Origin of the sequence: Siansivirga zeaxanthinifaciens CC-SAMT-1, from assembly GCF_000941055.1 — a bacterium.
Classification (GTDB): Bacteria; Bacteroidota; Bacteroidia; order Flavobacteriales; family Flavobacteriaceae; genus Siansivirga; species Siansivirga zeaxanthinifaciens.
In genome coordinates this window covers 1,693,088-1,713,097 of the sequence record NZ_CP007202.1, presented here as the reverse complement: position 1 = coordinate 1,713,097, position 20,010 = coordinate 1,693,088, and the positions used below count along the sequence as shown (strand labels likewise).

20 protein-coding genes are annotated in these 20,010 nt (G+C 38.0%); 4 read left to right on the top strand and 16 right to left on the bottom strand.

What is annotated here, in order from left to right; translation table 11 throughout:
- Positions 1-41: 41 nt before the first annotated feature.
- Both AW14_RS07700 and AW14_RS14845 read right to left on the bottom strand, forming a co-directional pair.
- On the bottom strand, positions 42-941 hold the full coding sequence (locus AW14_RS07700; protein WP_044638287.1) for a hypothetical protein: 900 nt from the start codon (positions 939-941) through the stop codon (positions 42-44).
- A gap of 47 nt (positions 942-988) precedes the next feature.
- Positions 989-1,144, bottom strand: a complete 156-nt coding sequence (locus AW14_RS14845; RefSeq protein WP_154662135.1) for a hypothetical protein — start codon at positions 1,142-1,144, stop codon at positions 989-991.
- A gap of 397 nt (positions 1,145-1,541) precedes the next feature.
- Between AW14_RS14845 and AW14_RS07695 the strand changes: the two genes are divergently transcribed.
- Genes AW14_RS07695 through AW14_RS14465 form a run of 4 tightly spaced genes read left to right on the top strand, consistent with a single transcriptional unit; the run spans position 1,542 to position 5,694 of the window.
- Positions 1,542-2,312 carry a DUF6577 family protein gene (locus AW14_RS07695; RefSeq protein WP_044638286.1) on the top strand — a complete coding sequence of 257 codons (771 nt, stop codon included), beginning with the start codon at positions 1,542-1,544 and terminating at the stop codon, positions 2,310-2,312.
- Positions 2,309-3,364 carry a nucleotidyl transferase AbiEii/AbiGii toxin family protein gene (locus tag AW14_RS07690; RefSeq protein WP_044638285.1) on the top strand — a complete coding sequence of 352 codons (1,056 nt, stop codon included), beginning with the start codon at positions 2,309-2,311 and terminating at the stop codon, positions 3,362-3,364. The genes AW14_RS07695 and AW14_RS07690 overlap by 4 nt, the downstream gene beginning before the upstream one ends.
- A gap of 1 nt (position 3,365) precedes the next feature.
- The gene (locus AW14_RS07685) at positions 3,366-5,174 is read left to right on the top strand and encodes a DUF2779 domain-containing protein (protein WP_044638284.1); all 1,809 of its coding nucleotides are present in this window, start codon (positions 3,366-3,368) and stop codon (positions 5,172-5,174) included.
- A 1-nt stretch (position 5,175) separates the two neighbouring features.
- Positions 5,176-5,694, top strand: a complete 519-nt coding sequence (locus tag AW14_RS14465) for a hypothetical protein (protein ID WP_052647452.1) — start codon at positions 5,176-5,178, stop codon at positions 5,692-5,694.
- A gap of 1 nt (position 5,695) precedes the next feature.
- Here the strand turns inward: AW14_RS14465 and AW14_RS07675 are convergent, their stop codons facing one another.
- The 14 genes from AW14_RS07675 to AW14_RS07610 form a co-directional block, all read right to left on the bottom strand.
- Entirely contained in the window at positions 5,696-6,397 is a 702-nt protein-coding gene (locus AW14_RS07675) for a M48 family metallopeptidase (RefSeq protein ID WP_044638283.1), read from the bottom strand.
- Positions 6,397-9,630 (bottom strand): type I restriction endonuclease subunit R, encoded by a 3,234-nt coding sequence (locus tag AW14_RS07670; protein ID WP_044638282.1) that lies wholly within the window; start codon positions 9,628-9,630, stop codon positions 6,397-6,399. Before AW14_RS07670 ends, AW14_RS07675 begins: the two co-directional genes overlap by 1 nt.
- 161 nt (positions 9,631-9,791) lie before the next feature.
- On the bottom strand, positions 9,792-11,177 hold the full coding sequence (locus tag AW14_RS07665; protein WP_044638281.1) for an AlbA family DNA-binding domain-containing protein: 1,386 nt from the start codon (positions 11,175-11,177) through the stop codon (positions 9,792-9,794).
- A 5-nt stretch (positions 11,178-11,182) separates the two neighbouring features.
- Positions 11,183-11,416, bottom strand: a complete 234-nt coding sequence (locus AW14_RS07660) for a DUF2188 domain-containing protein (protein WP_044638280.1) — start codon at positions 11,414-11,416, stop codon at positions 11,183-11,185.
- Between the two features lie 3 nt (positions 11,417-11,419).
- Positions 11,420-12,475: a DUF3644 domain-containing protein gene (locus AW14_RS07655; RefSeq protein WP_044638279.1), complete on the bottom strand. Its 1,056-nt coding sequence runs from the start codon at positions 12,473-12,475 to the stop codon at positions 11,420-11,422.
- A gap of 1 nt (position 12,476) precedes the next feature.
- Positions 12,477-13,718 (bottom strand): restriction endonuclease subunit S, encoded by a 1,242-nt coding sequence (locus AW14_RS07650; RefSeq protein WP_084708815.1) that lies wholly within the window; start codon positions 13,716-13,718, stop codon positions 12,477-12,479.
- 1 nt (position 13,719) lies between these two features.
- Positions 13,720-15,246: a type I restriction-modification system subunit M gene (locus tag AW14_RS07645; RefSeq protein ID WP_044638278.1), complete on the bottom strand. Its 1,527-nt coding sequence runs from the start codon at positions 15,244-15,246 to the stop codon at positions 13,720-13,722.
- A 2-nt stretch (positions 15,247-15,248) separates the two neighbouring features.
- Positions 15,249-15,812: a restriction endonuclease subunit S gene (locus tag AW14_RS07640; protein WP_044638277.1), complete on the bottom strand. Its 564-nt coding sequence runs from the start codon at positions 15,810-15,812 to the stop codon at positions 15,249-15,251.
- Between the two features lie 102 nt (positions 15,813-15,914).
- Complete coding sequence (locus tag AW14_RS07635; RefSeq protein ID WP_044638276.1) at positions 15,915-16,412, bottom strand: PIN domain-containing protein; 498 nt, start codon at positions 16,410-16,412, stop codon at positions 15,915-15,917.
- Positions 16,413-16,415: 3 nt separating this feature from the next.
- Complete coding sequence (locus tag AW14_RS07630) at positions 16,416-17,378, bottom strand: zonular occludens toxin domain-containing protein (protein WP_044638275.1); 963 nt, start codon at positions 17,376-17,378, stop codon at positions 16,416-16,418.
- 75 nt (positions 17,379-17,453) lie between these two features.
- Positions 17,454-18,278, bottom strand: coding sequence for a hypothetical protein (locus tag AW14_RS07625; RefSeq protein WP_044638274.1), 825 nt, complete (start codon positions 18,276-18,278; stop codon positions 17,454-17,456).
- A gap of 6 nt (positions 18,279-18,284) precedes the next feature.
- On the bottom strand, positions 18,285-18,755 hold the full coding sequence (locus AW14_RS07620) for a hypothetical protein (protein ID WP_044638273.1): 471 nt from the start codon (positions 18,753-18,755) through the stop codon (positions 18,285-18,287).
- A gap of 3 nt (positions 18,756-18,758) precedes the next feature.
- Entirely contained in the window at positions 18,759-19,316 is a 558-nt protein-coding gene (locus AW14_RS07615; RefSeq protein ID WP_154662134.1) for a hypothetical protein, read from the bottom strand.
- A 79-nt stretch (positions 19,317-19,395) separates the two neighbouring features.
- Positions 19,396-20,007, bottom strand: a complete 612-nt coding sequence (locus AW14_RS07610; RefSeq protein WP_044638271.1) for a hypothetical protein — start codon at positions 20,005-20,007, stop codon at positions 19,396-19,398.
- Between the last annotated feature and the right edge of the window lie 3 nt (positions 20,008-20,010).

Genomic DNA, 20,010 nt, shown 5'->3' with positions numbered 1-20,010 from the left:
CTTATTCCTTTTTCAACTAGAGCCTATAATGGATAAGGCTACTATCTACGTCTTCGTAAAAAGCCTCTTCCTCTCGGTCTTCTTCTCATTGAAATACCACGTCTTCGTCTTATCGGTCTAGGTCTTTTTCGGATAATTTTTCTCACCATCTTTTTAGGCTTAATACCTAATGCAGATGGCTTTTTACCTCTAACCAAATCCAATTGTGGAAGACCAGTCGTTCTTGGAGCAGTAGAAAGCTCGGCAACATTTTTACCATCCAATAGGTTACCCATGTTGGCTCTTGCCTTGATTGTGAAGGTGAATACCACTGTTACACCATCTTTTATGAGTAATCTAAGGCTATCTTGCCCTGTAACATCCATCTCAAAGTTGTGGTCATCAATCAAACCTTGAGTGAAATTTTGAGGCGAGGTTGCATTTCTTGGCTGATAAACTCTTACCGCATTGCTTCCTGTTGCTGTCCTTTTGTTGACCTTCAATACATTGTCAAACTGCAATGGATTGGAAACCGACATTTTCATTCCTACAATCTTGAAAGGGTTGGCTTTTGATTCCTCCCTAACTTCTTTGTGTGAACTCTCTTCAACGGTTACTGTTACTCCGGCAGGTTGTGCTGCTTCTTCGTTAGCTCCAAATAGAACTGCTTCTGCATCAGCTCCGGAAGTGTTTTTAACTACTACGGTCAGGGTACGGTCGTTCGGATCAATACGTCCTATTGAAGTTGACTTGTAGCTATCGTACATATCATCTTCATCATCAGCGGGGATATATTCTACCTCTTCCTCTTCATCATAGAAGTCGTCCTCATCATCATAGTAGCTATCTTCATGACCTTCAAAACCGGTATCGAAGTCGTCTTCTTCATACCCATCATAGTCATCGTATCTGTCTTCGGCATCATCTTCATATGCCATCAACTCATCGTTATATGGATTCATTTGAATTCTTTTTTAATGTTAATATTCAGCTAGAAGCTCAAACCGAGCTACTTTTTCTCTTCGCTACTTGCTGCTATTTTTTTTGCTTTTGCTTTCTCAAGAGCAGGTTCTACTACTTTCTTGTTTAGGATTGTTCCTACCACAAAAACTCCTAGTGAGATGCCTGCCATAATGCCAATTGATTTCCAATCAGTATTTTTCATTTTGTATCGTTTTAAATTTTTAAATCTTCCGAATTGAACTGTGTGGTTTTTAAACCAATTGTGGAGCTAAGGTCAGGGTAAAACAAGGCGAGAAAAAGGGCAAAAATTGTCCTTTGGTGAGTGTTTGTTTATCGACAAACTTTAAGGAAGAAACCGGATATAGGTCGGTACAAAAAAGGAAGGTCTTTAATTTATCCTAGGTATAAATTAATGGGGTATTGAATTTATTAGGGGGATAAATTCGTGTGAAAACACAAAATTCTATAATTAGTCACTAAATGGCTTTTGGTGGCTAATTATAGTTTTATCAAAAATAACCACTATATTTGCATTAGTGGTTAAATATAGTTTTACTAAATATCGCCACTTATTTAAAATTAGTGGTTAATTATAGCAAATGACAAAGTTCATAGAGAAACAGCTAATAGAGACTTTTAAGAACGAAACTCAATTCGATCGGGATGAGCTATTCGCCTTTTTAAAGCAATTCGATCCGGAAATGACCGAAACGGCTTTGTCATGGCGTATCCATGACTTACTAAATAAGAACATCATTAAATCCGTAAAACGAGGGGTTTATAGTATTTCTAATAGTAAAAAGTATGTTCCTGCCATTTCAGACAAACTTGTAAAGCTCTCAAAAATTGTAGCCAAGGAATTTGACGACCTAGATTACTGCTTATGGAGTACTGAATGGTTTAATGATTTTACAAGACATCAAATAGGAACCTTCTTTTACTTGTTAGAAGTGGAAAGAGACTTTGTAGAAGAAGTATTCAATGCCTATTCTGAATCCAAGCAGTTTAGGGTGTATCTCGATCCTAACGAGGACATCATGGAAAGGTATGTGGAAAGTGAAATTTCCATCGTTATTAAACCTCTAATCAGTCGTTCTCCAAAGCAGAAAGTTTCCATAAAACCCAAATCAAAGGATAAAATTCAGGTTCCGACTTTAGAAAAAATGTTGGTGGATGTGTTTTGCGATCCTGTAACATTTTATACGGTTCAAGGGAGTGAAATGGAAACACTATTTGAAAATGCCCTGAAAAGGTATCACGTCAATTTTAGTCGAATGCTGAATTACGCTAAGAGAAGAAAAAAAGAGCCTCAATTGAAAGCGTACATGAGTGAGCATTTTGGAGATTTATTAAAAGATATTTTAGAATGATAAAAGCACATTGTTTTACCAAAGAATGGATCAAGGGCTTTAAGCAGCAAAGGCATTTGAAGCGTATCAATCCTCCGATACTGGAGAAAATGATACACGCCCTTTCCTTATTGCAGCAGCTCAAAGCTCATGGTTTGGATTTCACTTTTAAAGGTGGAACAAGCCTTGTGTTATTGCTTGCAAAATCAAGACGATTTTCGGTAGATATTGACATCATTACCACCCAAAGTCGAGAAGAAGTAGAAGCTATCCTGAACAAAGTTGTGGCTAACTCACATTTCAACAAGTGGGAGCTGCAAGATAGAAGAAGCTACAAAGAAGGCGTTCCGAAAGCTCATTACGAATTTGATTATGAATCGAGCCTCAATCAAAGTGCTCACTTTGTATTGTTGGACATACTTTTTGAGCAAACCGATTACCCAAGGCTATTAGCAGCTCCTATACAATCAGAATGGATTGAATCCGAAGATGTATTGGAAGTAGCTGTTCCATCTATTGAATCCATTTTAGGAGATAAACTCACAGCATTTGCACCAAATACCGTTGGAATCCTATATGGAAAGGACAAAGAACAGGAAATCATTAAGCAGCTTTTTGATATTGGCTGTCTGTTTGATGAAGCGGAAAACGTAGAGGAAATTGCATTGAGCTTTGAGAAAATTGGAGCAAAGGAAATCAACTACCGTGAACTGGAAATTGGCTTAGGGGATATACTGGATGATATTTTCACCACTTCTTTGCTCATAGCCAAACGAACCAAAAATACCGAAGAGCCGGACAAAACAAGGTTTACCGAACTCACTACCGGAATACGCAGGTTTGAAGGCTTTTTAATTGCTGAAAACTTCAAAATAGAAGATGCTATACTCGCAGCAGGTAAAGCAGCTTACCTCGCAAAACAATTAAAGAACAAAGACCATTCAGCCATAGAGAAATTTAACGGTCAGGACATCAGCAAACTGGAAATTACAGGAGAACTGAACTTCCTGAACAAACTCAAAAAGTCGAGAGACAAAGCAGCATTTTTCTATTGGTATAAGGCGTTGAATTAAGATGAAAACCGATTTTTCAAAAATATTATCCAAATCCGATTTTAAGGTAGCTCGTTGCTGCCCAACTAAGCTGTATTACAAGAAAAACGGCTACCAATCTGCCAATGATGGTAACGAATACATGGAATACCTTGCCGAAGGTGGTTATGCCGTTGGTAAATTGGCTACACTTCATTTTCCGGAAGGTATTCGCATACAAAACGAACTCGGACTAGAGAGTGCAATTACTCAAACCAAAGAAGAACTACAAAAAGAAAACGTAATCCTTTTTGAACCGGCATTGTTAACGGAAGGCAAAGTTGCTGCCATTGATATATTAGTCAAGCAAGGCAATCGTTTTGAGATTATAGAGGTGAAGTCAAAAGGCTTTGATTCCGATAACCCAAAATTTGACAAAGGTTGGGATGAATATCTAGAGGATATTGCTTTTCAAAAAGAGCTTTTACAGGAAGTATTTCCGGATGCTCATATCGACTGTTTTCTGTTTGTTCCGGACAAAGCCAAACGAACCAAAATAGATGGCTTAAACGCTTTGTTTGAACTCAAAGAAGTTGAAACTCATAATAAGTTTAAGTTTTACGAAATTGAATTTATTGGTGATCCTGAACTTATCCGAAAGGATGATTTTATGGTGAAGGTGGATGTAAATGATGAAGTAAAAAAACGCAGCCCCATCATTAAAAATGCCATCAAGGTCTATTGTGAAAGTTTGCAGCAAGGCACTAAAATTCAGGAGAATTTGAATATAAGTTGCTTCTCTTGTGAATACAATGCAGGAGAAGATAAAAACGGCTACCATGAATGTTGGAAGGGAATGCCGGAACCGGAATTACATATCAGAGATGTTTACCGTTTGGGGAATATCAAAGAAAACAAGGAATCCGTTGCTAATGCTTTAATTGGAGAAAAGAAACTAGATGTAGATACCTTGCCTGAAAAAGCTTTTGAAGGCGTTTGGGGTGAACGCAGATTGATACAGATTAACAATACCAAAGCTCAATCAGAATGGATTGCAAGGGAATTGAAAGAGGAAATCAACTCGTGGAAATATCCGCTGCATTTTATCGACTTTGAAACCTGTATTACGGCATTACCTTTTCACAAAGGCATGCGACCGTATGAAATGAGTGCTTTCCAGTGGAGTTGCCATACCATTAAACAACCCGGAGCGGAACCGATTCATAGTGAATGGCTCAATACCGATCCGAAATTCCCAAGCTTTGCCTTTGCCGAAAGTTTGATGAATAAAGTCGGTTATGATGGTACACTTTTGATGTGGAGCTCGCATGAGAATACCACCTTGCGAAACATCTATTACCAAATGGAAGAGTACAACCAATCTATTCCGGGATTAAAACGATGGTTGGAATACGTTGTGAAATTTGATAAAAATGGAGCCGGAGCCTTTGTGGACATGAACGACTTGGCATTGAAATATTACTTCCATCCAGTTATGAAGGGACGTACCAGTATCAAAGTAACGCTGCCGGCTGTTTTGGCTGCCAACAATTCTAAACGCACCGAAAACTGGCTGTCAAATTTTGATGAAAACATCAATTTATTGCATCGTGGCGAAGACGGAATAATCGAGAACCCATACAAACATTTGCCACCCATAGACTTGTTGGAAAATGCAGAAAAGGTTAACGAAGGAACCGGAGCTATGAGAGCTTATGAAGATATGCTCTTTGGCATCAGTAAACACCAACCGGAAATAAAAAAAGCCTACAAAGAGGCTTTATTACGCTATTGCAAACTGGATACGCTTGCCATGGTGATTATTTGGGAGCATTGGAGGAATTTGAAATAATATGGCATATTTAACAGAAAGATTACTAGGAGATGTTTTGGGGATTGTTTTTCCCGAACACGAGTTCATACATGATAGGATTGTTCCAAATTCCGGAACAAGAAAACGACCTGATTATAGAAATGATGACTTAATGCTTATCGTTGAGTTTGACGGTGATAAACATTATCGTGAAGTGAGTAAGATTAAGTCTGAGGAAGAAAAAACGATTTGCTATTCCAATATGGGGTATAGAGTTGTTCGCATTCCATATTTTGTTCAAATAACACCTGAAACTACAAGGTTATTATTTGACCTTGAACATGATTACACAAATGACTACCCTCATGGGTTTATTGATGAAGGAGCCATACTTCCTTGTGATTTTAATGAGCTTGGAATATCAAAATTTCTCAACGATTTAAACCGTTTTGAGATAATCCGACATCAAATAATTCACTCAATAAGAGAAAAGATTCAGGCAAACAACAATGAGATTGAAAGGGTTTTGCCTCCCTCAATACAATCCTTAGTTGATTAAATTAAACCAAACTATGCTCCAACACTTCTTTCCATTTTTTCCAGTCAGGGAGCATTTTCTCTTGTAGGTTGTAGAATGCCGAAGTATGGTTATGCTCAATCAAATGGCATAGCTCATGTACAATAACATACTCAATACTGCCTTTTGGAGCCTTAATCAACTCAGGGTTTAAAATCACCTTGCCTTGTGGAGTACAGCTTCCCCAACGAGTTGGCATTATTCGGATTGACAGTTCCGGAAAATCAATCTTGTACTTGGTGAATTTCGGGAATACTTTCTCCAATGTTTCTCGAAAGTGAATGACTGCTTTTTGTCTGTACCAATCATTTAAAATCTGTTCCGTATTACTTTCAGGCTTTTGAGTAACAATTAATCTTCCTCGATAAAGCTTTACCTCATTCTTGTTCCCAATTTCAACTTTAAGTCGGTATTGTCGTCCCAAGTATAAATGGGTTTCACCATTGATAAACTTCCTCGGTGGAGTTAGCGGATGGTAGGATAGGAATTCATTTTGCTGCTTAATGATCCACCTAGCCTTTTCCTTGACCTTGGATTCAATTTTATCAGAATTGCTATCTAATGGAGCCAAAACCTTAACTGTACAATCGGGATACACTTTTATTCCAAGCGTTTTTCGTTCCTGAAAGCTCAACTCATATTCGATGGTAGAGCTGCCATATTGTAAACTTTGAAGCTCCATCATTACACGAATTTTATTTTAGCAACACTCAGACCTTCCTCAACGAATTGGTCAATTTTATCAAAAGACAACTCAATATCATATTTCGATTTCAAGTCAAATACATAATCATCAATGGCTATTTTTATTTGCCCTTCTATGTCTGTTTTGTTTTGCCAATCGACAATCACCTTGTTGTTTTCGTAAACAATAGACTTGATTACATCTACTATTCCTTTTGCCATTTCAGCCCCAACATTGCTTTGGTTTCCAAGTTCTGCATCGAATATTTCTCCAATTAAATTGTAGAAAGCAATACCAGTATCGTTACCTCTTAATTCCTCCGGAACATTATCACGCTGCCCATTTAGGAACTGATCCTCTAACGATTTTGCCTTTTTCAGGTATTCAGCTTCATCAATTCTATGTTGGTGATAATCCTCTATTGTTTCTTTAATCAACTTGGATAGTTTTTTAAAGAATACTGGATCCTCATTCATTTTTACATTGATGGCTCGAATAGTTCTACTTGCAATATGGTCGGCTTTGGCAGCTTTACTCGTTAATTTCTCAACTTCTGCCTCACGTTCTTCCTTATCAAAAATGTTTACCAACTCAGTCAAACGAAGTATATCACCATCCGTGGTAATATGCTTATCAATGAGTTTTTGAACCTGTGGTTCATACTCTTTGTAGTCAATATCATCCGAATATCTTCGTTTAACAGATACTCTCAATGCAAGGAAGAACTTTGCATCTTTCTTGTATTTTATAATTTGTCTTTCCGGTGTTTTTGTAGAGAATTCATAGCTAGACAAAGCCAATTTTAGCAAGCGAGTAAAGACAGATACTTTTTCATAAAAAGAATGTCGGGTTGCTTCATCTGATAACAATTCTTCGTAAGCAGGCTCGTCATATTTATTGGTAATCCCTTTGAAAATATCCCATACCTCAGAATGAGCTTGAGGTAGTTTGGCGATTTCCTCATTGATATTGGTAACTGTACCTTGAAGATCAGATTCGTCATAATCGTTTTCACCTGAATAAGTTTCAAGAGCAGTATCAAGGTTTTCAAGGTTTCCGTAGTAATCAATAATTACTCCATGTTCCTTACCTGGAGCCAATCGGTTTACCCTTGCTATCGCCTGTAACAAGGTGTGTTCTCTAAGCGAGCGTGTTAAATAAAGCACATAGTTGTTTGGAGCATCAAAACCTGTTAAAAGCTTATCAACTACAATGATAATTTCAGGATGTTCCTGTTTCTTGAAAGAATTTATAATGAACTTCTCATAGGCTTCTGCCTTGTTGTATTTGTCCATCATGCTTTTCCAAAACTTCAACACCAAATCTTCACTTTCTTCAAACGCATCATCGTAATTCTCACGAACATCCGGTGCGGAAATAAGCACCTCACAGCTCACTTTTTTTGTTTCTTTTAAATACTCTCTATATTTGATTGCTGTGGTTTTATTTGGGGCTACTAATTGCCCTTTTGCCTTTAAACTTCCAAAAGTTATTCCCTGCACGTTTTGGGTATAGTGTTCCGCAATGTCCCAAGCACGGGCAAATATTACTTGGTCGGCTTTATTCAGTACGTTTTTGGAGCTGTATTTTCTTTTTAGGTTCGCTTTTCCATAGTCGGTGAGCGGTTCTGAAACTTTATCAAAGAAAGCATCTAAGGGCTTTTCGTTTACTTCAATCAGGTTATGGCGACCTTCATACAGCAAAGGCACAACGGCTCCGTCTTCAACCGCATCGGTAATAGAATAAACATCTATAATTCCACCAAATTTACTGGCTGTACTCTTTTCCTTTTTCATCAATGGCGTTCCGGTAAATGCAATAAAACAGGCGTTTGGAAATACCTTTTGCATTTTCACGTTGAACGAACCGTATTGTGAGCGGTGTCCTTCGTCTATAAGCACATATATTTCGGATGATTCAAATCCTTCTTTGGATTGGTTAACTGCTGCTTCAAACTTGTGGATTAAAGTTGTAATCACGGCATCTCCCGGACTTTTAATTAGTTCTACTAAATGCTTACCTGTTTGAGCATTCTCCACCGGCACGTTACACTTTTTAAAAGTTTCCGTTATCTGATCATCCAAATCAATACGGTCGGTAACCAATAGAATTTTGGGGTTCTTTATTTCAGGATGCGAGGCTACTAATTGAGCGAGCATTGCCATAGTTAATGACTTACCACTTCCCTGAGTATGCCATATTACACCTCCTTCATGTTTCCCTTTACTATCTTTTTTAACTATCTTTTTTAAGGTGTTGCGAACTGCAAAGTATTGTTGGTAACGAGCCACTTTTTTATCCCCACTATCATATAGTGTGAAATTTAATACGATGTCGAGTAATCTAGTTGGCTGACAAAAGCTAAAAAGTAGTTTATCCTGTTCGGTAATTGTTTGTTCGTTTGCTTCCAGTTTTTCAAAATAACTCCACACATATTTGAAGCGTTCTTTGAACAGGGCTGTTCGTTCGTTATCCTCTAGGCTTTTATGTTTTATTTCATAGATATGATCTTCCCATTCAGCAAGACTTTCCTTCTTTTTAAAGACTTCCTTCCAAACACCCCAAAATTCTTTTCGTGTTGCGGTTGTGCCATACCTTGCCTCATTCGTTGCAAGTGCTAAGGTTAAATTAGAATAGTAATAGAGAGAACGTATTCCATCTTCCTGCTGATTGCGAAGATGTTGTTCGATGGCTTTATCTACCGGATCCTTAATTTTAGGGCTTTTGCATTCTATCACCACCATAGGAATACCATTCACGAAAAGAATAATATCCGGTCTATAATGGTCATTTCGCTCGTGGCGTAACACACTGTATTCTTCCGTTACATGATAGACGTTATTCTCCGGATTTTCCCAGTCTATATACTTAAATGAAAAGCTCTTTTTATCACCCAATACGGTTTGCTCAAAGCTTTTACCCAAAGTAATCAGCTCATAATAGAATTTATTGGCAGCCATAAAACCGTCCTGAATTGGAAGGTCTCTTAGTGCCAGAATAGCATTGTTGATATTAGTTTCTGAAAAGGGGAATTCCTTTTGCCTGTATTCAATCTTATTTATTTTTTGAAGCTGCTCTTTTAACACTCCCTCCAGTAATACATTAGAAGTTCTATGGGTACGACCTTCTAACGCTTGTTCAGGGGTTAAATATTTCCACCCCAAATTCATCAGCAGTTTAAGTGCCGGAATTTGCGATATATGGTCTTCTATAAATGATGGTGTTATTTCCATAATTATGAGTTTTGAATTATGAATGATGAGTAAGCTTTATCCCTAATTCCTGGAAATTTATTCCCGAACTTTTTCCCGTAATATTCCCCGAACTTTGTACTACATCACTTGTCATTACTATATTTTTTATTCCTAGTTTATTCCCTAGTTTATTCCCTAGTTTATTCCCTAGTTTGATTTTTCAATTTCCAAACACCTGATTTTCTTGAGCCTTCTCGGTAAATAATATCATCCTTTTGAAGTTTTGATAAATTGTACTCAACCCCTTTGTCTGTAATACCAATAGCCTCAGCTAATTCCTTAGTTGTAACACTAGGATGCTGTTTTATTAAATCCAGTATTTTTTTTGCGGTAGAGCTTAAATTAACTTCTTCCACAGTTTTCTCCACAGTGTCTTCCATAGTTCTTTGGAACACCACCGTAAACATACCGTCTGTTTTAAATTGAGGTTCAGGGAGCTTGGCTGTTTTCATTAAATCTCTAATTCTTCCAATACCCGAACCTACTTGCTCTACCATTTGAATACGTACAAACAAACCAAATATGAGTGGATTTCGGCTATGGCTCTTTGTTCCAAATTCAGCTAAAGAAATGGCACTGGTTAAACCTCCGGGATTGCTGATTTCAACTCGGTCTTTAAATAACTCTATGGTTATTCTTGCTCCTTTATCGTAATAATCTCGATGCGATAAGGCATTGATGATGGCTTCTTTAAAAGCAGTTTCGGGGATTTCCCAAATTTCTTTTCTTGGTCCACTGCCTTCAATTTCATAACGAACAGAAAGTTTGCCTTTTAGCCATTGCATGGCTTGTTCGTATTGCTTCATTAAGGCTCCACCGTAAACCTTATCGTCAATAATGTTGGTTTTGTTTGTCCCATCAAAGGCTATACAACGAATTACAGCCGTATCAATAAATTGCTCTGGTGCATTTCCAAAAAACAAAACTCCACCGTTTTTTACGCTACCATTAGGCAATACTAATTTTAAGTTATTTATGATTTGCTCTTGACTAACGGCTTTCGACAAACCGCTTTGCAGCCTAAATTCTTCAAACCAATTTTGGTCAATATCCTTAGCAAGATCAAAATCAGCACAGGGAGCTTCATCAAAATAAATACGATCCGACTGCTGGAAAAAATCACGCATTTGTTCTACTGTGGTGAGTTTTTGCGTGTTTGGTCCTTGCCTTACATAAATAGCACCTGACAGGGCGTAAGGTTTTTGAATACCCGTGTTTACTTCAATTACCCAAACCGTTTTTCCATCTATTTCAACAGCATAAAAATCGGTAGGCAAATGGGGATTAATCTCATTAATAGAATTTTGAATAGCAGACCGCTTACCGTTGTCTATTGAAACACTATGAATTACATTGTCATCACTCACACCAATTAACAACACACCTCCGGCAGAGTTGGCAAAAGCACAAAGTTCCTCAGTAATCTCTTTTACCTTATTAGGCACACGTATTTTAAACTCGGCATTGTAACCTTCTCCGGATTGCACAATGCTTTTGATGTCTTCGGGTGTGAGTTGTTTGCTCATAACTATTAACCTTTTGGTGAATATGGATCGTTTCCGTGACTGTCTTTTCTTTGGATGGTTCCATCTTTTTTGTGGATTACCAATTCAGAACCTTCTTTACGGCTAAGGTCTCTAGACCATTGTTCAGCCTGCTTTTTAGTTTCAAAATTTCTGGAAGCTCTATCTGCTCCACCTTTTTTAGAACTCCAACCTCCATCTTGGTTGGGAACTACTTGTCTTGTACTATTTTTCTTTGCCATGTTTTACTTCTTTCTATTATTCCAGATTTCCTTAATGTCTAGCTCAGGGAGTTTTTTCTTTAAATAATCCAATGCCTTTGGACTGTATGATTTATGCTTTTGCGAACGAACCTGTATAAGTTTAAAAAAATCAGGATTCTCTTGAATTTTCAAATGTTCTATTACTGCAAGTAGTTTTGGCTGAGTTAACGATAGTTTTTCTGCAAGACTTTTTAATCCTAAACTGTAAAATGCTAATTCATTAACTTTTCTAATTGCAATTGTCTTTGCATTTGGATTTCCCTCGTCAACCAAATGGATGGCTTCTCCTTCGCCTTTCGTAAGTTTTAAAGATATTTCAAATCCATTACCAGATGGGTTTAAGCTTAAAGTTTTAATATTTGGGAAAATGGATTTCCAATCTTCTTTCTTTTGAATTCTCTTCGCTATATTTTTCAACTCTACTTCAGAAGGCTGAGTTGTTTCTCCTTCTAAAGAAGATTCTACGATTGCAAACGCTCTTAGCTTCGCAATTGCGTTGCTTTTTTTTCTTGATTTTGGTTTTAATAGCTCTACGATTTCTTTAAACTCATGTGTAAATAATCCACCAAAATCATCGGGAGGTAGAGTTGAAACCGGCAAAACTCTTTCAGGTAAATAATCACTAAGCTTTGTTTTGAATATTTCATTCAATTTTCTTGCATATAAGGTTATTCCGGCTTGCGTATGTATGTAAAACTGTTGTTCCGAGATTTCCATGTAAAAATGCTGTGCTGCATCACGAAGCGAGTTAATCATTTGAATTTGTAAAGCCTCCTGTTCACTAAAGCATTTTAATTCAGTCTCGCTTACACATTTTCTTAAACAGCGATCAAAACCCAAGGTGTTTTTCTCGTCTTTATTTCTAATCGCTCCGCCTTTGTGTAAAATTGAAGCCTTTAGGAAGAGTTCAAAACCTCTGTCTAACATAATTAATACAGTCTCTTGACGTCCGACATCAAAAGGTCTGTTAAAATGTTCTATTGCAACAAGAATAGAATCAGTAGATTTAGATAATAAGGTTTTTACTTCTCTTTTCATTTCAATCAATTTTAACTCTCACTTCACCAGTCAAAAGCTTTTGCATTAAGCCTTTCTTTTGCTCTTGAAGGTTTGTTAATTTTTGTTGTTGAATTTTTAGTTCTTGTTCTGCATTTTGAAGTATGGAGGCAATTGCTTGTTGCTCTTTTACCTCAGGTATGAATAGTTTTAAACTAAAAAAATCACCAAGACTGATGTTTAAAAGGCCATGTGCTCGGCCTCCTTCTTGGGCAATTCTAGATAAGCCTTTAACCATTAATCCTGCTTGGAAAAATTGATTAACAAAATCAGAGTTAACAGATTCTTTTAATTTAAAACAGATGTAAAGGGTAGTTACAACTGCCTTTGGAAAATCATCTAGGCGTTTAAAAGCACCCATCGGATAACCGTTTGAATAACTCTTATTGTATGCATATTCTCCTTCATGAATTAGATAATACCCTGAAAGGGTATCACTCGCCACTCTTTTTTTGAAAAAGTCTTCTTGTAAAACAAATCCACGTTGAGCTGATATTGTGACTACAGTATCATCTAATTCTTCATTTTTTCGGGTAATTCTTTCAGCAATATCCCCCAATTTCACTTCGTTCCACTCCTCACTAAATCCATTCAGCCTTTTTTTTCCTGTAAGAAGTTGTTGTGCAAGACCTTTGTTTCTTTTTTTAGTTTCAAGAATGGAATCTTTGGTTATTCTAATTGCATCATCCCAAGTACTGAGTATTTCTGCAATTTTTTGTTGTTCAGGGACGGGAGGGAAAGGAACTTTTAGTTTTCTAACATCTGACGAATTAATTGCTGGATAATTTGAACCTACAGTTAACTGATAAAATTGCTTAGAAAAGACATCGCTAAAAAGTGACTGAAAAAGATACGTGCTTTCAATTTTATTGGCTGTAATTACGGCAAAACCAGTCGAAGCTACTAGAGGACGTTTGTCTTCTTTAATCATTGCAAAACCTTGTAAATTAGGTCTCACAGTTGACATAATTATATCACCGCCAAACACAAGTCTTCTAGCACGAGAAGGTGCATTTTTAAACTGAACAGTATTTGTTGAATAAACTTTTTCATCTACGTCAGAAAGCGATATATACTCAAAAGTATAGTCAGGATCAGTATTGCCATTGAGGCTTTCCTTATCAACAAAAGCAACATCTTCAATATGAACTACTTCCCAGTCATCAGGAAGAATTCCCATAGATGTCTTTTTATAGCCTTTTTCTATTTCGGTTACGTTACTCATATTAAAATCCCAATTCCTTTAAATAAGCTTCCATTTTACTTTCCACTTGTGTTAATTCCTGTTTCAGGGTAGTTATCTTTTGCTGCGTTTCGGCAATATCTACCGGTTCTTCTTCTTCAAAGGTGTCCACATAGCGAGGAATGTTCAGGTTGTAGTCGTTTTCCTTGATTTCTTTGATGGTTGCCCTGTATGCGTATTTATCCTCAATCACTTCTCCTTCATCACCCGTTACAGTCTCACCATTTTTAAAAGCGATGTAAGTGTTCAGGATTTTCTCAATATCCTGTGGTCTTAATCGGTTTTGGTTTTTTCCTGCTTCATAGGCATTACTTGCATCCAAAAACAACACATCTTTGTTACTGCCTTTAGCACGGTTGTAAATCAAAATACAGGCAGGAATACCGGTTCCAAAAAACAAGTTAGAAGGCAATCCTATTACCGCTTCCAATAGGTTTTCGTTAATCAATTGTTCTCTGATTTTCCCCTCGCTACTTCCTCTAAACAAAGCTCCATGAGGCATAATTACACCCATACGTCCAGTGTCCTCATAAGTCGTTTCAATCATGTGGCTGATAAAGGCATAATCACCTTTACTTTTTGGAGGAACGCCACGATGGAAACGATTGTATTGGTCGGCAGTAGCGTTGTCTGCTCCCCATTTGTCTAATGAAAACGGAGGATTTGCTACTACCACGTTAAACTTCATTAAGCTGTCACCTTCAATCAATCGAGGATTGTTTAAGGTATCTCCCCATTCAATAGTGGCATTGTCTATTTCATGTAAGAACATGTTCATACGTGCCAACGCCCAGGTACTTCCATTTATCTCTTGTCCGTACAAAGAGAAGTTATTGCTTCCTACTTCTTTTGAAGCCTTAATCAACAAAGAACCCGAACCACAACTTGGATCACAGATACGGTCTCCGGCTTGTGGTTGCACCAGTTTGGCTAGTAGTGTAGATACTTCGCTAGGGGTGTAAAATTCCCCTGCTTTCTTACCTGCCGAATCAGCAAACATGGCAATAAGGTATTCGTAAGAATCGCCAATAATATCGTTGCCTTCTAGGTGTGAAGGTTGCAAGTCTAGGTTAGCAAAATCAACCAATAGGTTTTTTAATCTTCTGTTTCTATCTCCGGTTCTACCAAGGTTAGATTCAGAGTTGAAGTCAATATTTCTAAATACACGGTCAAGCTTGCTTCGGTTAGCATCTTCCATGCCTTCCAAAGCGGTATTAATCAACTCACCAAGATTGGCTGCGTTACGGTTGTCAAACAGGTATTCAAAAGTGCAATTGTCAGGAACCTGAAAACGCTCATTTCTCAAAGCTCTGACAATTCGCTGTTCGTCACCATTATACTTTTCAGTATATAAATCCCTTTTATCTTTCCACACATCTGAGACATACTTAACAAATAGCATTGTTAGTACATAGTCTTTGTATTGCGAAGGATCTACCACGCCTCTAAATGTGTCGCATGCCTTCCATACAGTCTGATTGATTTCCTTTTGTGTTATTTTATGTCCCATGTTTATGTATTTAGCAATTGATTAATTACAGATTGAAACCTGATTTCTTTTTCTTCGATTATCTCTTTTGAAAGCACCATATCTCTTTGGTGCAATCTTTTTAGTTCAACAATTTTTTTCTGCGTTTCCAAATCAGGAAGATTGATTGTTACCGCTTCCAATTCCGATTTACGAATGGATGTGATTTTACTTCCTGCCCCCATGCTTTGAAAATAAGCTTGGTATTTGGCTGTATTAAAAAGCGTAGCAAGGAATTCAGGGAAAGCAATAGATTGGTTTGGACGAATTACAAAGAAGATAGACGAAGCAATAGCTTCACCTATTGAAGTTGTGTAAGTCCATGCAAAATTTCGGAACCCTTTACCAACGAATAATACATCTCCATCCTGTAATAGATGAGATACGTTTTTATCGTCTTTGGTTAGAAGCGTATCAATCTCCTCCACTAAAATACCGGAATCATCAAAGTGTTTAGCTTGTAAATACTTCACATCGCCTTCCTCGGAAGACTTGGAGTATAAGCCAAATTGAAGCTGTGCAATATCTGATATTTTTACATTGTTCACTTTTGTAGTATTTTACAAATTATTGACAAATATACTACAAAAAATTTAAAAAGCAAATAATTTATTTTGTAGAGCTTTACAAATTGTTCACAAAATCAATTTTTAAAGAGAGGTAAAACTCATCTGCTTACCAATTTTGAGCCAATTGGTAAACCAAGCGGTAGCGAACCATGAGCCGTCTCCAGAGCCATCAGGAGTTTCAAAGTTGATACGTTTGTCTAGGAATATCACTTCCAGTCCGCAATGCTTAAAATATTGTTGGCGTTTGGCGGTTTCAAAAGTGGTGAGAGGCAGTAGAAAGGCAAAGGGCTTGCCTAAACAGTAAGCTCGTTCTAAAAATTCTTGTTTAAAAGCATAAGGTGGATTGGTAATGATGCAGTCGTATTGCTTGGGTTCATAGCTCAAAAAGTCTTTTCCGGCAAGTATGTCGGTGCTAATCACCTTAAAACCTTGCTGTTTGAGATAGGTAGATAAGTTTCCTTTACCACTGGCACATTCCCATATTGTCCAGTCCTTTTTCAAGAATGGTAATAATGGGGTTAATGCTTCCGGTGGTGTTTGAAAATCGTCCGGACTTCCTTTTTTAAGCGGTGGCTTCATTTACTAAGATGCAAAAGGAGAATTCGGTCCGGTTTCGTGGTGACGTAGGTACTCGGTAATGAGTTTTACAGTAGCTGCTGAACGGTTTTTGTATAAGGGTTTATCCTGATTATCCCTTTCTTGAAGCATCATGCGGATTTTGCGTTGGTCTTCGGTGTCAATAAACTTCTTGCAGGCACGGATAAAAGCATCACGGCTGCATCCTCGAATTTTAAGCCTTCGCATATCTACATACACAAAGAAGCTTCTGCGTTTTTTATATTCGTCTTTACTGATGCTGCCATCGGCAAAGGCATTGTTAGCAAGGTTGTATTGTTCGTCTACAATGTAGGTGGCAATTCGCACTAAAAAGTAATTAGGTATTCTGCTTTCATACCTCGATACATCATCTACCTGATGATGCAAACGGAGCCATGTACAGTTTTGCCATTCGGTGGTGGTAATTTTCGCAATGGACTGGTGACTAATCATAATATCCAGTCCATTGTGACGGTTAGTGGTGAGCAAGCCAACTACGGTTTGACCTTTTGCACCTACCATGTATTTATCCAAATCTTCCAGTACCAATAAGCCGTTTTTGAATTGGTTTACCATACGTTGTACCACTTCACGCTTTTCTTCAATGCTCATGTTCTGTCCGTTTTTGGCTATTGGTCGGATCCTACGAGCTTGTACTTTGGTAAGGGCTTTGATATGAAAAGGACTCACCGTTGGAAACATCGGGTAATCGTCATCATTCACATCAAAAGCCAGTACCTTTCTGCCTTTACGTCCGGTAGAGGCATCGTCTTTCATGTAGTGGCGTATCTCGGTTACATTGCGATAGGTTTTACCCACACCGGTTTCACCACAAATAAGTACCAACATGGGTTGGCGTTCCAAATCTTCTTTGGAATAGGTAATGGGCTTTCTGCCTCTAGTCGATTTCTTTTGTTCTATGTCTTGATTAGTCGTTTCCTTCTTCATCCTGTGCTACTTCATGCTTAAAGCATATTTATTATTGAGCCAGCTATACTGCTATTTATAAGCATTGTGGCATTGTTAAACCTTATCGGTATCTGATTCTTCCGTAACAGTATTTTCTAATTCATCCTCTTCGGATTCTTCTTGTTCCATGGTAGGTTCATAAGCCGGTTCGGGCATGGCATTGGCTTTTTCTTCCCGAATAATTTCCAGTATGCGATCAAGCAGGATTTCATTTTCGGCTCGTATTTCCATTACCACTTGGGCTTTCTTCATGAGGATAGAGAGTACCGCACCCAATAATTGTTGTTCGGGAGTAAGCTTTTTGGCTTTCTTTTTCAGAATGGCTATCAGTAGTGGACGAAGAAGGATTTTATCCTCTTCATCAAGCTTGATGCGTTTGACGTTTTTAGCATTCTGCTCGTCAATAACCTGAACAATCTCTTCAAAGTCGTAGAAGTCTTTGTGCTTCTTGATTTTCACAAAAAAGCCACTTCCAACGGCAAGCACATTGTCGGTCATACCCAATAAAGTATCCGCAGCTTGCTTGGCATGTCCAGTTGGGAGTTCAAAATCTTCTCCGTCTAATTCATCCAAACCATCTTCACCTTCTTCATAGGAACCAATTTCCTGTTCAGGAGCATCGTAGATGTTTTGGTCAAAGTCATCGTTTATGGATGGTTCATTTTCCGTTTCTTCTTCATCTGATTCTTCCTGCTCTTCATTTTGCTCCATCGGTTCTGTTTCTGGTTTAGGAGTAACTACCTTTTTGCCATGACCGATTTCATCTTCCACAACCGGTTGGTTTAGCGGACTGTTATTCTCGTCCGGAATCTCTTCAAAAGCCACGTTTTCGGCTCCTGAATTCAATACTTGTTCTACTTCTGAATGTATGTCGCTCATGGCTGTTTACAGTTTTGATATAAATTGAATGCTTCGCTCTTCCAGTTGGTCGTACAACTGAATGAAGGGCTTGTAATAGTGTGGAATCGTCAAGCGTTCATCTACTTTTTGTTTGTAGTAAATGATGTTGCGTTTTCCTGTACCAAATACCTGGGCAACTTTGGCGTAACTGTATGAGGTGTATTTGTGATACAAATGATAACATGCCATGCGAGCTTCCCGGTACTCGGTAGTGGTGTTGGTATAAAAATCTTCTTCCTTCAAATCAAACAATGCAATTGCCTCGGAAGTGAGGAAGGTAAGCAGCAAAGGAGCATTGTTTTTTAACGGTTCAAACTGAGCTTTCTCTACAAAGCTGCGAAGCAATACCACCGTTTTTTGCAAACCGATTTTGCCCACCACCATGTCGATATGGTATTGCAAATCCTCATAATCCGAACGCATGGTTTTCCCATGGATAGTACTTGTTTCTTCCATAGGCTATCGTTTAATGGTGTAGGTATAAGAGAACATGGCTTTGTATAGGGAATATTTACCCACTTTAACTTTTGAAGCTTCCAAAGGTGTTTTGAATCCCATTTTCTGTAAATCGGTTCGGGCAATTTCTCTTTTCCCTTTAGCATAGAGCAGATCCAAAATGGCTTCATCAGAATTTGCCTTACCATTTGTTTTGGGAGCTTTATACTCAACAGCAAAAACCTCATAGGCATCTAAATCGGATAAGTCTTCAATTACTCCTTCGGTTTCTTCATCGGTATTTAGTCCAAATACTTCCTGATTTTTATTGAACAGGGCTTTGGCTTCTTTTTTAGAGACAATCTTCCAAGTGAATCCATCACTAAAACTGTATAAGCTGCCCGATTGCAAATCGTCTTGTCCCTCGTTGTTTTCCAATTGGTCTTCAAACTCTTCGTAAAGGTCTTCTTCCAATTCCAAAGAGAGATGGTCGAGCTTCTTAGCCAAACGGTCATGGTCATCGTCCACGGCATGTTCCAAATCTTCTTGCAGCTCTTCAAATCCTTTGATTCGTTTTTGCAATTGCTTAGGGAGCTGTTCTGTTTTTAGTTTGTTTTCGGCAAGGAAAACCTGATGCGGATATTTTTTCATGTTCAATATTTTATGCGGTTTGTTCTGCTTTTTCCTTTAACTCACTGAATTTTTCATGCAATTCATCTTCAATTGGCTTGATTTTATTCATGCCCCAAATGCGTTTGAGATCGCCCAAGAATTTCTGCACGGCTTTTTCGGTTTGCTCTACCTTATTGGGATCCTCTTTGATTGCCTTGGGCATCATGCCTGCAATCTTTTTCATATTATCCTTTAGCTTGGTAGTAAGCTTTCGTTTCACCGGCTTTTTGATTTCCCCCGAAGCCATTTTTTGCTTTCGCTCTTCACGAAGCTTTCTCCTACACTCAGCGAGGTAGTCCATGGTTTTTTCCGACTTCTCTACAATCTTTTTGGATTGAGCTTTTTTGAGCTGCTTTTTTTGTTGCTGCTCTGCCTTGTCAGTTAGCTCATCTTTGATGGTTGCAATATCTTCTTTGAGCAACTCAATGGCAGTTTCACCAATTTGCTCTGCCATGTCCTTCATGGTTTTATCGTCCGGAAATTCTTTTAAACCTTCCAGTGTTTCATCGTAAATGCTCAAAGCCTCCAGGGAGCGTTCGCTCAATACCTTTTTGGCTACACCTTCTTTTTCGAGCAATTTGTATGGATCATTTTTTATCATCGC